Origin of the sequence: Mycolicibacterium vulneris (genome assembly GCF_002104765.1) — a bacterium.
In the GTDB taxonomy this organism is placed as follows: Bacteria; Actinomycetota; Actinomycetes; order Mycobacteriales; family Mycobacteriaceae; genus Mycobacterium; species Mycobacterium vulneris.
Window position 1 is genome coordinate 89,162 of sequence record NZ_NCXM01000004.1, and the last position, 12,199, is coordinate 101,360.

General features: G+C 62.8%; 11 protein-coding genes, 4 tRNA genes and 1 pseudogene. 11 read left to right on the forward strand and 5 right to left on the reverse strand.

Going from position 1 to position 12,199, the window contains the following annotated elements; all coding sequences use genetic code 11:
• Positions 1 to 224: 224 nt before the first annotated feature.
• The 3 genes from B8W69_RS05265 (at position 225) to B8W69_RS05275 (ending at position 5,021) form a co-directional block, all read left to right on the forward strand.
• Complete coding sequence (locus tag B8W69_RS05265) at positions 225 to 3,302, forward strand: MMPL/RND family transporter (RefSeq protein ID WP_014379122.1); 3,078 nt, start codon at positions 225 to 227, stop codon at positions 3,300 to 3,302.
• Positions 3,303 to 3,374: 72 nt separating this feature from the next.
• The gene (locus B8W69_RS05270; RefSeq protein WP_041787016.1) at positions 3,375 to 4,265 is read left to right on the forward strand and encodes an alpha/beta fold hydrolase; all 891 of its coding nucleotides are present in this window, start codon (positions 3,375 to 3,377) and stop codon (positions 4,263 to 4,265) included.
• A 156-nt stretch (positions 4,266 to 4,421) separates the two neighbouring features.
• Entirely contained in the window at positions 4,422 to 5,021 is a 600-nt protein-coding gene (locus tag B8W69_RS05275) for a TetR family transcriptional regulator (RefSeq protein WP_041787015.1), read from the forward strand.
• Positions 5,022 to 5,089: 68 nt separating this feature from the next.
• Here B8W69_RS05275 and B8W69_RS05280 read toward each other — a convergent pair whose 3' ends face one another.
• A complete protein-coding gene (locus B8W69_RS05280; protein WP_041787014.1) occupies positions 5,090 to 5,518 on the reverse strand; it encodes an NUDIX hydrolase in 429 nt (142 codons plus the stop codon).
• A 78-nt stretch (positions 5,519 to 5,596) separates the two neighbouring features.
• Between B8W69_RS05280 and B8W69_RS05285 the strand changes: the two genes are divergently transcribed.
• The 5 genes from B8W69_RS05285 to B8W69_RS05305 all read left to right on the forward strand — a co-directional run bounded on the left by B8W69_RS05285 (position 5,597) and on the right by B8W69_RS05305 (position 9,655).
• Positions 5,597 to 6,391 carry a GntR family transcriptional regulator gene (locus tag B8W69_RS05285; RefSeq protein WP_014379118.1) on the forward strand — a complete coding sequence of 265 codons (795 nt, stop codon included), beginning with the start codon at positions 5,597 to 5,599 and terminating at the stop codon, positions 6,389 to 6,391.
• 99 nt (positions 6,392 to 6,490) lie between these two features.
• Positions 6,491 to 6,913, forward strand: coding sequence for a hypothetical protein (locus B8W69_RS05290; protein ID WP_041787013.1), 423 nt, complete (start codon positions 6,491 to 6,493; stop codon positions 6,911 to 6,913).
• Positions 6,910 to 8,256, forward strand: coding sequence for a hypothetical protein (locus B8W69_RS05295; protein WP_014379116.1), 1,347 nt, complete (start codon positions 6,910 to 6,912; stop codon positions 8,254 to 8,256). Before B8W69_RS05290 ends, B8W69_RS05295 begins: the two co-directional genes overlap by 4 nt.
• Positions 8,257 to 8,266: 10 nt before the next feature.
• Complete coding sequence (locus B8W69_RS31225) at positions 8,267 to 8,497, forward strand: helix-turn-helix transcriptional regulator (protein ID WP_041787012.1); 231 nt, start codon at positions 8,267 to 8,269, stop codon at positions 8,495 to 8,497.
• Complete coding sequence (locus B8W69_RS05305) at positions 8,498 to 9,655, forward strand: tyrosine-type recombinase/integrase (RefSeq protein WP_041787011.1); 1,158 nt, start codon at positions 8,498 to 8,500, stop codon at positions 9,653 to 9,655.
• A 32-nt stretch (positions 9,656 to 9,687) separates the two neighbouring features.
• Here the strand turns inward: B8W69_RS05305 and B8W69_RS05310 are convergent.
• The 3 genes from B8W69_RS05310 to B8W69_RS05320 form a co-directional block, all read right to left on the reverse strand.
• A tRNA-Phe gene (locus tag B8W69_RS05310) sits at positions 9,688 to 9,764 on the reverse strand.
• Positions 9,765 to 9,791: 27 nt separating this feature from the next.
• Positions 9,792 to 9,868, reverse strand: a tRNA-Asp gene (locus tag B8W69_RS05315).
• A 29-nt stretch (positions 9,869 to 9,897) separates the two neighbouring features.
• Positions 9,898 to 9,970 (reverse strand) — tRNA-Glu (locus B8W69_RS05320).
• Between the two features lie 124 nt (positions 9,971 to 10,094).
• On the opposite strand from B8W69_RS05320, the gene B8W69_RS05325 reads away from it, so the two are divergent.
• Positions 10,095 to 10,170 (forward strand) — tRNA-Lys (locus tag B8W69_RS05325).
• Positions 10,171 to 10,209: 39 nt separating this feature from the next.
• On the opposite strand, the pseudogene B8W69_RS05330 reads toward B8W69_RS05325, so the two are convergent.
• Positions 10,210 to 11,107, reverse strand: a pseudogene (locus tag B8W69_RS05330) (class I SAM-dependent methyltransferase).
• A 116-nt stretch (positions 11,108 to 11,223) separates the two neighbouring features.
• On the opposite strand from B8W69_RS05330, the gene B8W69_RS05335 reads away from it, so the two are divergent.
• The gene (locus B8W69_RS05335; RefSeq protein WP_085288893.1) at positions 11,224 to 11,721 is read left to right on the forward strand and encodes a nucleoside deaminase; all 498 of its coding nucleotides are present in this window, start codon (positions 11,224 to 11,226) and stop codon (positions 11,719 to 11,721) included.
• 44 nt (positions 11,722 to 11,765) lie between these two features.
• Entirely contained in the window at positions 11,766 to 12,173 is a 408-nt protein-coding gene (locus B8W69_RS05340) for an ArsR/SmtB family transcription factor (protein WP_133057973.1), read from the forward strand.
• Positions 12,174 to 12,199: the final 26 nt, after the last annotated feature.

Sequence of the window (12,199 nt, forward strand, 5' to 3'; positions counted from 1 at the left end):
ACCCATGCCCAACGTCAAATGATCTGCATACCAATGGATTACGTACTGACGTATCCGAGGTACGGAACCGGCGACAGGACATCGAGGTCGAGCGCCAGGGCCGATCGGTGCCGCCGCAGTGGAATGGGCACGCCTGTCGGTAGCAGTTTCACCGACACCATGAAAGGGTACCGGTAGTACTGTTGCGATACCGTTAGTTTCTTTCAACGTAGCGGAGACGGGGGATGGTAGATACCGGGTGGGTTTCGTCGGGCGTGGCGACCTTGAGTCGGCCGGTCCGGGAACAACTCCGCAAGGTCACCGCTGGTGAGGGCGTTTACAGCGACCGGCTTGCCCGCTTAGCGCGGTTCAGTATCCGGCACAAGGTTCTGGTCATCGCCGCGTGGGTGGTGGCTGCCGGCGTCTTAGCCGTGCTGTTCCCGCAATTGGAGATCGTCGTAAAGCAGCAGTCGGTGAATCTCATCCCTCCTGATGCGCCCTCGCTGCAAACCGTGGACCGGATGGGGATCGCATTCGGCGAGCAGGGATCCAAGACAACCGTCTTCGTCGCGGTAGAGGACCCGACGGGCCTGACTGCGCCGGTGCGTCAGCGTTACAACGCGATGGTTTCGCGGTTGCGTGCCGATTCCAAGCATGTGCGACTGGTTCAGGATCTGTTGGCCGACCCGGTTACTGCCGGTCAGGCGGTGAGCCAGGACGGCAAGGCATGGTATCTGCCGGTCGGGGTGGCGGGCACACTCGGCGATCCGAAGGCGGCAGAATCCGTCCAGGTGGTGCGCGCTATCGCCGCCCAGTCGTTTAACGGTACGTCCACGACGGTTCGCGTAACCGGCCCTCCCGCGACGTTCAGCGATCAAATTGATTCGGCTGAGCAGGATTTGATTGTCATTTCTGTGGTGACCGCGGGGCTGATTGCGCTGATTTTGCTGGTCATCTATAGGTCATTGTTTACCGCGTTGCTGCCACTGGTGGTTATCGGCGTCAGTCTTGGGGTAGGGCGCGGAGTGCTCTCGGGGCTGGGCGAAGCGGGGATGCCGGTGTCGCAATTCACCATCGCGTTCATGACGGCGATTCTGTTGGGCGCCGGCACCGATTATTCGGTGTTTTTGATCAGCCGGTATCACGAGCAACGCCGCCAGGGGGTCTCGCCCGACCTCGCGGTGATCAATGCGACCGCCACCATCGGGCGCGTAATCCTGGCCTCCGCGGCGACTGTGGCGTTTGCATTTTTGGCCATGGTGTTTGCAAAGCTGAGCGTTTTTGGCGCGCTGGGCCCAGCGTGTGCGATAGCCGTCTTCGTCGGAGTCGCGGCCACCGTGACGTTGTTCCCACCGGTGTTGGCGCTGGCCGCTAAACGCGGCATCGGCGAGCCCAAAGCCGACCGCACACGCCGCTACTGGAACTGGATCGCGGTGGCCGTAGTCCGCCGGCCCGGCCCATTGCTGGCCGCCAGCCTGGCTCTCGTGTTAGGGCTAGCTGCTGTGGCGCTGACCATGCGCATGAGCTATGACGACCGTCAAGGCCAGCCGGAAACGACCGCCAGCAACGAGGGTTATCATCTGCTGGACAGGCACTTTCGCAAAGATATCGTTATCACGCAGTTCATGGTCGTCGAATCACCGACCGATATGCGCACCGGTAAAAGCCTGGCCGACCTGGACGAAATGGCGTCTCGCGTGTCGCAATTGCCAGGTGTCACCAAAGTTTCCGGCGTCACCCGGCCTACCGGGGCGCGACTGGACCAGGCACAGCTTTCTTGGCAGAACGGCCAGATCGGCACCAAGATGGCCGATGCCGTCGCCAAAGGAGACGCCCACAAGACCGATCTCACCAAACTCACCGGTGGCGCCGACCAACTCGCGGGCGGCCTGGCGCAACTTGACACCACCCTGCGCACGGCGCTGACTCCGCTGACCGGGATCCTTACCCAAGCCCAGTCCAGCGGGCCACAATTTCAGCGCTTTCGCCAGCTGCTGCAGCAGCTTTCGGCTACCACACCGACCGTCGACCAAGCTATTCGAACCGGGCCCGGGCTACGCCAAGAAGCTCAACAAGCCCAACAAGCGATCGCCACCATCGACCCGCTGGTCGGTGCGCTCAACACCTCCCCCTGGTGTGCCACCACCCCCGAGTGTGCCCAGATCCGCGACCAGGTACGGATCTTGGTGACTTTGCGCGATGGCGGCTTTTTCAGCCAGCTCGCCGACCTCGGCGATTTGTACCAGCCCGATGCCAATAATGCAGGCGGCACCGTGGCAGACCTGCAGCGCACAGTCACTTCGCTGGACAAGGCCTTCGGAGCGCTTGGCGATCCCGCCGACATGGCCGGCAACATCGGCCGCCTTCAAAACGGCATCAGCCAGCTCGCGTCGGGAGCACAAGCCCTAGCCACCGGTGTGCACACCCTCGCCGACAGCAACATCGAAATGTTGTCCGGCATGAGTCAGATCGCCACCCAGCTACAGAATTCCGCGCGATCCAGCGCCGGTTCGGACAACTCCAGCGGCTTCTACCTTCCCGCTAACGCCTTCGAGAATCGCCAGTTCTCCGATGTGGCAAAGCACTTTCTATCCGCTGACGGCAAGACCGCGCGCTTCGCCATCGAATCTAGCTACAACCCCTACAGCAGCGAAGCGATGGATCTCGCGCAGAAGATCACGCACGTTGCCGATGCCGCACGCCCCAACACCTCGCTGGCTCACGCCCGGATATCGATGGCCGGCTTCCCCGCCGTCAATTCCGATATCCAGCGCCTCCTGTCGGCCGACTTTCACCTACTGGCCATCGCCACACTCGTCATCGTCGGGTTGACCCTCGTCGTTCTGCTACGTGCCGTGGTGGCCCCGCTCTACCTGCTCGGTACGGTCGTACTCAACTACGCAGCCGCACTGGGCATCGGCACACTGGTCTTCCAATACGGCCTGGGCAAGCAAATCGCTTGGCCCGTTCCGCTTTTGGCGTTCATCATCCTGGTCGCGGTGGGCGCCGACTACAACATGCTGCTGATCTCGCGGCTACGCGAGGAATCCGCTCACAACATTCGCGTCGGCGTGCTGCGCACGGTCGCGAACACCGGCTCAGTCATCACCTCGGCCGGGCTCATCTTCGCGGCCAGCATGTTCGGCCTTATGGTCGGGTCCGTCGCGATCATGCTCCAAGCCGGACTCATCATCGGCTGCGGCCTACTCCTGGACACCTTCGTGGTCCGCACCCTCACGGTTCCCGCGATCGCCACATTGCTCGGTGAGGCCAGCTGGTGGCCTCAACGGAAGCCCTTGGCCCCGCGCGCCAGAGCACGCTGACGATGACATGTCACCTGAGGGACAACGCAGCGTGACGGGCGTGGACCTTGCGCCCAAAGGGGCGCGGATTACATGACACTTACTCAGGAGCGCATCCACACGCGCGACGGCATCACTCTCGTGGCGGATTGCTACCGGCACCCCACGACTGGTCCCGTGGTGTTGCTCCTCCATGGCGGCGGCCAAAACCGCCACGCCTGGGCCACCACAGCTCGTCGCCTCCACGCCCATGGCTACACCGTCATCGCGTACGACACCCGCGGCCACGGCGACAGCGACTGGGACCCGAGCGGACAATACGACGTCGAAAAGTTCGTCGCCGATCTGCTCTCGGTTCGAGAACACGTCGGCACCGAGAGTCCCCCTGCCCTCGTTGGCGCGTCGCTGGGTGGGCTAACCATCCTGGCAACCCACCTGCTGGCCCCAGCCGGGCTGTGGGCAGCCGTTATTCTCGTCGACATCACCCCGAGGATGGAGTTCCACGGGGCCCGTCGCATCGTGTCGTTCATGGCCGCCCACCCCGACGGCTTCGGCACACTCACCGATGCCGCCGACATCATCGCCGAATACAACCCGCGCCGACCGCGACCCGAAAATCTCGACGGTCTGCACAAAGTTCTGCGCCAACGTAGCGACGGTCGATGGGTCTGGCGCTGGGACCCAGCCTTCATCAGCTCCAACTTCGATGTCCTGCAAGGCGAACTCATGACCGACACCGAGGAGTTCGAGGCGATCAGCGGGTTTCTCGCCGAAGGAGCACGTCGAATCACGGCCCCGACGCTGTTAGTGCGGGGCGCGCTTTCAGACGTCGTCTCCGAGGAAACGGTCAACGAATTCCTCGAACTCGTCCCGCACGCCGAAACAACTGACGTGACGGGCACAGGTCATATGGTTGCCGGCGACGACAACGACGCCTTCACCAGCGCTGTCACCGACTTCCTCGACCGCCGCGTATTTTTGTGAGACGGTCTTTTCCCGTGAAACCCGCGTCGCCTGCTGGGCCCCCAACACTGCGAGACCAGCAAGTGAACCCCCCTAGTACTGTTGGTTTCGCTACGCTACTGTTCGTACCATAACTCAGGAAGCATCTGGGAATGTCGGATTGACGAAGGCGATGTCATGCCCTCCGCAAATACTGGCTCGTTAAGGGACCGACGCCGTGCCGAGTTGCTCTCGCAGATCCAGGGCACCGCGCACCAACTTTTTGCCGAACGTGGATTTGCTGCTGTGACCACTGAGGACATCGCTGCCAGTGCCGGGATATCCATCAGTACTTACTTCCGTTACGCGCCTACGAAGGACGACCTTCTTGTCGCGCCGTTGCGGCAGGCGGTCGCCGAAATCGTTGGTGCCTACGGCGCTCAGCCGTCGGACCAATCGGCAGCCGAGGCGCTGATCGCGTTGTTTGCCGAAACCGCCTGGGACAAAACCAATCCGAACCCGCACTACTGGCAACGAGCCATACTGACCGCCCCCCACCTACTGAGCGAATCGGTACTGATCAGCGACAACGATGACCGCAAGCTCGTCGAACTCGTCGCCACAAGGATGGGCGTCGATGCGGCATCCGACATCCGTCCCTCGCTGCTGGTCCACACGGGTTTGGCCACCGCACAATTCATACTTCGGCGCTGGCTGAGCTCAGACACTGAAACGAAGCCACCGCTGCACGTTCAGTTGAAAGAAGCTTTGAGAGTCACGTTGGCTGGATTCGATTGAAAGTAGACCGCTTTGAACTCGGGGCATACGGTTGGCCGGCTAAACGCAATGTGGCCCCGTCACAGTCTCTACTCTGAAAGAACGTTGGCTCCATCGTGGGCACGCGAGTGCGGATATTCGTCGAATGCGTCCAGAACGCGCACGGCGAAAGCAGGGCTCATCTCAGACTGAACTTCTTCTTTCGCCATCCAACGGACTTCCCGGGCTTCGGCAGTCGGGTGCGTGTCGCCAGCGGCAGGACTGCAGCGGTAGACCAACGCGACAATCCCCTGCTTGAGGTTCTTGTAGACGCCGGTAAGACGTTGCACCGTGACCTTCAATCCAGTTTCCTCGAGGACTTCCCGCCGCACACCATCCTCGAAGGATTCGTCCAGTTCGAGTACGCCACCGGGGGCTTCCCAGTGGCCGTTGTCATCTCGCCGGATCACGAGAATGCGATCATCGCCACGTACGACGATGCCGGCGACACTGACTGAGTGTTTAGGAGTGGTTCCCATCGTTCGGTCTCCATTGTTCGATGCCGTCGGAGGTGACACGGGTTGACTGGCTTCCTAGACTAGTCGTCTAGACATGTAATGGAAGGCTCGCGGGTGCTGCAACTTGGACAAATCGATCGAGGCGATGACAAACCGCCATATCGGCAAATCGCGGGCATACTGCGAGAGGCGATCAGTTCCAATCGGCTCGCACCCGGGGAGCGACTGCCGTCCGAGGCGGAACTGATCGAACATTTCGGTGTAGCGCGCATGACTGTAAGACAAGCGGTGCAGGAGCTTCGTTCCGACGGATTGGTCATCTCACAACACGGCCGCGGGGTGTTCGTCCGCCCGGAACCTCGAATCCGCAGACTAGCGTCTGATCGATTCGCACGACAGCACCGCGCCGAGGGCAAGGCTGCATTTACCGTCGAGGCGGAGAAATCCGATTTCGCGCCGCAGGTGGACAACATCGTTGTGAGCCGAGAGAGGCCGAATTCGTTTGTGGCTGAGCGCCTTCGAGTTTCAGACGGCGATGACATTGTCGTGAGATCGAGGCGTTACCTGGCGAATGGGCGACCCGTCGAGACGGCCGTCTCGTACATTCCGGCGGCATTTGCCGAAGGCACGAGGATCGAGCAGCTGGATACCGGACCCGGTGGTATCTACGCGCGCTTAGAAGAGCACGGTCATGTGCTTGCTCGCTTCACTGAAGAAGTCGCCGCTCGGATGCCCACTCCTGAAGAACGGCGGCAGCTGGAGCTTGACTCAGGAGTTCCGGTGCTTACGGTGTTGCGAACCGCTTACGACACCGATGACGTGGCGGTGGAGGTCTGCGACACCGTGAAGGTGGCCTCCGCCTACCTGCTCGAATACGAGTTCCCGGCCCGCTGAGCGCAAAGTCTCACACGAATCACGCGTCGCCCGTTGCACTCCTCTAGACGACTATGTACCCTCAACTTGTCTAGAGCAGTTCTACGAAAGGTCGACAAAGTGTCTGTGCCGAAGTGGCTCAAGCTGTCCCACCAGCAGGTTTTCCCACACAAAGCGTTCGTGGTGTCAGATGTGACGCCGGTGATCGATTACGAGCGGTCAACGAAAGACAACAAGGTTCAGGCGACTGATCGAGAATCAGGCCTGCCGTTGTGGCAGGTGGAAGTCCTCGACGGTGATCCGGCCGCGAGCAAGCGGGCACGCACCCTGACCGTCAAGTTCGCAACGCCCAAGCAGCCTGTGTGCCCACAGAACACTGCCGGAATGCCTTTTACACCAGTGATTTTCGAAGAGTTGTGCGTGTTGCCGTACGTGGACCGTTCGAGCGAATCCGGCCGCATTGCGTGGTCGTTTCGGGCCTCGAGCATGACCGCGGACACTGGCAAGGCGGGGTCCTCAGCGGCAGACCGGGCGTCAGCATGAGTCCGTACGACCCCGTAGTACCTAGCGATCCGTATTCGATTCCAGATCCCGACGCCGGGACGGACCTCTTTGACCTCACGCACCTACTGACGGTCGGCGCCACATGGCTCACCGCGGTGACCGGCGTGGTCACCCTTTCGCTCGTCGTTTGGAGACTGCGTTCGCCCGCCACATTTGGGCGCTATGTCGCAACCCCTGCGCGGCGGATCCGATGGCTGCTATGGGCGTTGACCTCTTGGCCGCGAGTTGCCAAGGCCTGCGGGCTGTCGACTTCCGAGCGCGTCGCACGTACGGACTCGCAGGGCAAGACCACGACGAAGACAGTCTGGACCCACCCTCGCCTTCTCGGGGTGAGCATCTCCGATCACTGCCTGCACATGACCGTCCGCACACGAACGGGCCAGACAGTCGATGACCTCGAAAACGCGGTCCCCGCGATCCGCGACGCTGTCGGGGCACATTCCGCCCGTTCCACGGTGGTAGCACCCGGGACGGTTCGCATGGAATTTGTTATGCGACAACAGCTGTCGGCCATCAAGACTGCTAGACGGCCAGCCTGCACCGAGGCAACTGCCGTTAAGATTGGCCGACGGGAGAACGGCTCGGCTTGGATTCTCCGCGTCGCTGGCCTCCACACCCTCACTGTCGGGTGCTCAGGAGCGGGCAAGGGCTCCATTTTTTGGGGCATTGCAGGCGGCTTAGGCCCGGCCATCAGGTCAGGAACCGTGCGGCTTTTCGCCGTCGACCTCAAGTACGGGATCGAAGTGTCAGTCGGCTCCGCCCTATTCAGCAAGATCGCGACGACCGAGGTCGAGGCCGCGAGCCTGCTCAACAAGTTGGAGGAGCTGCTGGATTGCCGTGGCCGCAGGATGGCCGGCCAAGCGCGTTCGCACACACCGAGCACCGCCGAACCGCTCGTGGTGCTGCTCATCGATGAATTGGCGGGCTTGACCGCTTACATGACAGACGTCGCCCTCAAGAAGCAAGTTGCAGCCTCGCTCTCACGCATCCTGACAAAGGGCAGGGCCGTAGGCCTCGTGGCCACCGCCTTCATGCAGGACCCCCGCAAGGAGATTCTGCCCATGCGCGGGTTGTTCACCCAGACCGTTGCATTGCGGCTGCGTTCACGCGACGAAGTCGCGATGGTTCTGGGTGATGGCCTCGCTGATGCCGCACCCGCGCACCGCATCAACCCGAGTGAACCTGGGACCGGATACGTCATCGCAGAAGACGGATCAACGATGCGAGTACGTGCCGACTACTGGCCAGATTCGTTAATCCGTTCTGTTGCACAAGAATACGGGTTCAAGAGCCAAAGATCTACTGGTCCCGCAGAGAACTGAGGACAGCGGCATGGCAACTCTTGGCATCAACGCCACCACCAAGATAGCGACCTTTCCAGAGCTTCTGACAGCGGAACAGGTGGCGGAGCTGCTTGGCGTGTCCACTGCCACCGTGAGCCGATGGGGCGCGCTACGGGAACACGGCGCAGATGTGGGGCCGCCCTGCTACACGCTATCTGATCGCGTAAGACGTTGGGACGCAGCGGAAGTCCGCGCGTGGCTCAAGCAGGTGCACCGCTAAGTGGCCGGATCAGTACCGCGCGGCATCCGAAAGCGGACCAATTCAGCCGGCCAGGCGCGCTACCAAGTGCGCTACCTGGTGCGCGATCCAAACTCCCCGTCAGGATGGGTCGAGACATCATCGACGTTTGCCACCATGCGGGAAGCGCGCGCGTTCAAGGCGGATCGCGACGGCGAGTCGGCGATCGGCGCCCGACGATTCGACCCCAGACTTGGCCGCGCCAGCCTCTCCGCTATCTGGACGCAATACAGCGCGTCGAAGCAGCCGGCCGTTTCCCCCAAGACGTGGAGCGGCTACGTGCAGCATTGGGAACTGCGTATCAGCCCGCGCTTCGGCCATGTCCCGGTCGACGAGGTCAGCCGGAAGGATGTGCAGCAGTTCATCGGCGGCCTCACCGTGGGCCCGTGGGCCAGACTCGCCACGCTCCGGCTGCTGCGCTCGATTCTCGACATGGCTCGCGAGGACGGCCGAATTCACATCAACCCGGCCCAAGGTGTGTCATCCGGTCGGATGCCGGCGCGGGAACGTCACCGCTACCTCTCCGCTACGGAAGTCGCCGCCCTAGCAACCGCCTGCGGCGGCCAAGGCGACATCGTCACAATCCTGGCCTTTACCGGTCTGCGCTGGTCCGAACTCGTCGGCCTGCGCGTCGGCGACATCGACCTCAAAGCACGCCGCCTCTACGTCCGCCAAGCCGCCCCGGACGTGGAGGGCCGAATTATCGTCGGGCCACCGAAAACTCGCGCCGCCGTCCGAACCGTCCCACTCCCCCAAATCGTCATCGACGCGCTCGAGCCACGAATCGAAAACCGCTCACCTAAAGAACAAGCGATCACTTCACCAAACGGCGGCTTTCTCAGATCAAACAACTGGCGCAGACACACCCACTGGAACAAAGCCCTCAAGCAAACCGGCTTGGCGCCGTTGACGATCCACGACCTGCGCCACACCTACGCGAGCCTCGCCCGCAAATCCGGGGCCGACCTCCGCTACGTCCAGAAGACCATGGGGCACTCGACGCCGACTGTCACCGCCAACATCTACAGCGACCTCTACTCAGACGAACTCGACCACGTCGCTACGAATCTCGACCGGCTCAATGACGTCGCCAAAGACCAGGCGAACGGACAGGAACCGGACACACCGAAATATCCATAGAGTGCTGTCACCGCGTCCGTGCAGTTCAAGACTGGTGGCCAGGGGCGGGATCGAACCGCCGACCTTCCGCTTTTCAGGCGGACGCTCGTACCGACTGAGCTACCTGGCCGGAGGGCAGCGATTGCCTCGCCGCGCTTGGCGACCCTGACGGGACTCGAACCCGCGACCTCCGCCGTGACAGGGCGGCGCGCTAACCAACTGCGCCACAGGGCCTTGCTGCTGCTCCGCGTCACCGCGTCGCGTACCCCCAACGGGATTCGAACCCGTGCTACCGCCGTGAAAGGGCGGCGTCCTAGGCCACTAGACGATGGGGGCCAGAACCGAATCACTCCGGGGTACTCGCAACGTGGTTTCGTTGGGAGCCACGTCAGCTTAGGTCACGGTGTGCCCAATCCTCAAACGAGCCTCGTTTTCGGTCCAAGTATCCTGAATCTCCGCAGCCCCTATAGCTCAGTTGGTAGAGCTACGGACTTTTAATCCGCAGGTCCCAGGTTCGAGCCCTGGTGGGGGCACCACACCGCGCACGGCCCGGCGATACGCGCCGGAAAGCGGGCTCATCGCCCGAGCACCGCGCTGCTGTAGGTGACATCGGCGAAGGCCGCCGCGACGTCGTCGTCGGCGTAGACAAACCCGTTGGCCGCATGCAGCTGCGCAATGGTCTGGGAGCTGGTCTGCCAGCCGCGCCGGCCCAGGTGGTCGACGATGTGGCTGCGCTGACCGTGGTAGACGAGATCGTTGAAGTCGATCTCGAACCCGAGTTCGCTCATCCGGGCGTGGTGCGCACGCCACCGCGGGTCCGCGAAAACGGCGGTGTCAGGCACGAATTCGAAGGCGAGACGGCTGCCGGGCGCTCAGCGTCGTGATGTTGTCGAACAGCGCGTCTTGAGCTTCGTCGGGCAGGTACACCACCAGGCCTTCGGCGCTCCACGCCGACGGGGCCTGCGGATCGAATCCGGCCGCCTGCAGGGCCGAGGCCCAATCGTCGCGCAGGTCGATGGCGACGGTGCGCCGCTCGGCGGTCGGCTCGGCTCCCAGGTCGCCCAGCGTCAGCGTCTTGAATTCGATAACCTCCGGCATGTCGACCTCGTAGACGACCGTGCCCGCCGGCCAGGGCAGCCGGTAGGCGCGGGAATCCAGGCCCGACGCGAGGATCACCACCTGGCCGATGCCGCTGCGGGTCGCGTCCAGAAAGAATTGGTCGTAGAAACGGGTTCGGCAGGCCATCCCCTGCGCCATCCGCTGCGGGTCGAACTCCGTGTTCCCGCCGGCCGCGATTTCGCCGTTGACCAGCCGGACGTAGACGTCGATCCCGACCGCGCGCACCAGCGGTGCGGCGTACGGGTCGTCGATCAACTTCGCGTCGGACGACAGCGCCCGCTGAGCGGCCACCATCGTCGCCGTCGCCCCGACGCTCGTCGCCAGGTCCCATCGATCACGTTCGGCGCGCGCCATGGTGCCCCTTACGCGTCAGAAAAAACATAGACAATCTAGCTAGTATCACAAGGTCGCATCCCGGCCGGCGGGATTACTCTCCGAGTTATCTGCTCCCGTTCTACGCCGGAGGACCCGTGACCGATTTCGCCCAGCGGACGATCGACCTGGCTCGCCGAAACGTGACCGAGGGTGGCCGTCCGTTTGCGACCGTCATCGTCCAGGACGGCGCGGTGCTGGCCGAGAGCGCCAACAAGGTGGCCCAGACGAACGATCCCACCGCCCACGCGGAGATCCTCGCGATCCGCGAGGCCTGCATGAAGCTGAACACCGAGCACCTCGTCGACGCCACCATCTACGTGCTGGCCCATCCATGCCCGATGTGCCTGGGCTCGCTCTACTACTGCTCACCCAAGGAAGTCGTGTTCCTGACCACCCGGGACAGCTACGAGCAGTACTACCTCGATGACCGCAAGTACTTCGAGTTGTCCACGTTCTACGACGAATTCGCGAAGGAATGGGACCAGCGACGCCTGCCCATGCGCTACGAGCCCAAAGACGACGCCGTGGAGGTCTACCGGCTCTGGAACGAGCGCAACTGCGGCCGCCAGTCGACGGTGGTCCCGTCGGCCTGATCCGCGCCCTTGGCAGCGGGACCGCCTTTCGCTAGTATTTGCGTATGCATGCAGATAATGGCAAAGGCCGGCTGCCCGACGACCAGGCCAGCCTGGTGGTCGAGGTGTTCCGGATGCTGGCCGATGCCACTCGCGTGCAGGTGCTCTGGTCGTTGACCGACCACGAGATGTCGGTCAACGACCTCGCCGAGCACGTGGGCAAGCCGGCACCGTCGGTTTCCCAGCACCTCGCGAAGTTGCGGATGGCACGCCTGGTCCGCACCCGCCGGGAGGGCACGACAATTTTCTACAGCCTGGAAAACGACCACGTCCGTCAACTCGTCATCGACGCGGTCTTCAACGCCGAGCACGCCGGCCCCGGGGTGCCCGGTCACCACCGCCGCGACAGCGGCCTCAAGGCCGTCGCCGAGTCGTCCCGCCCGGTGAGCCGGCAGCGCAGCGCCGGCCATTGAGCGAGCAATAGCCACAAGGCCTTTCA

Coding starts and splice junctions, on each gene's coding strand:
- B8W69_RS05295 (WP_014379116.1), top strand. CDS start 6,910: ATGAGTCCGTACGACCCCGTAGTACCTAGCGATCCGTATTCGATTCCA.
- B8W69_RS05265 (WP_014379122.1), top strand. CDS start 225: ATGGTAGATACCGGGTGGGTTTCGTCGGGCGTGGCGACCTTGAGTCGG.
- B8W69_RS05280 (WP_041787014.1), bottom strand. CDS start 5,518: ATGGGAACCACTCCTAAACACTCAGTCAGTGTCGCCGGCATCGTCGTA.
- B8W69_RS31225 (WP_041787012.1), top strand. CDS start 8,267: ATGGCAACTCTTGGCATCAACGCCACCACCAAGATAGCGACCTTTCCA.
- B8W69_RS05275 (WP_041787015.1), top strand. CDS start 4,422: ATGCCCTCCGCAAATACTGGCTCGTTAAGGGACCGACGCCGTGCCGAG.
- B8W69_RS05285 (WP_014379118.1), top strand. CDS start 5,597: ATGGAAGGCTCGCGGGTGCTGCAACTTGGACAAATCGATCGAGGCGAT.
- B8W69_RS05270 (WP_041787016.1), top strand. CDS start 3,375: ATGACACTTACTCAGGAGCGCATCCACACGCGCGACGGCATCACTCTC.
- B8W69_RS05340 (WP_133057973.1), top strand. CDS start 11,766: ATGCATGCAGATAATGGCAAAGGCCGGCTGCCCGACGACCAGGCCAGC.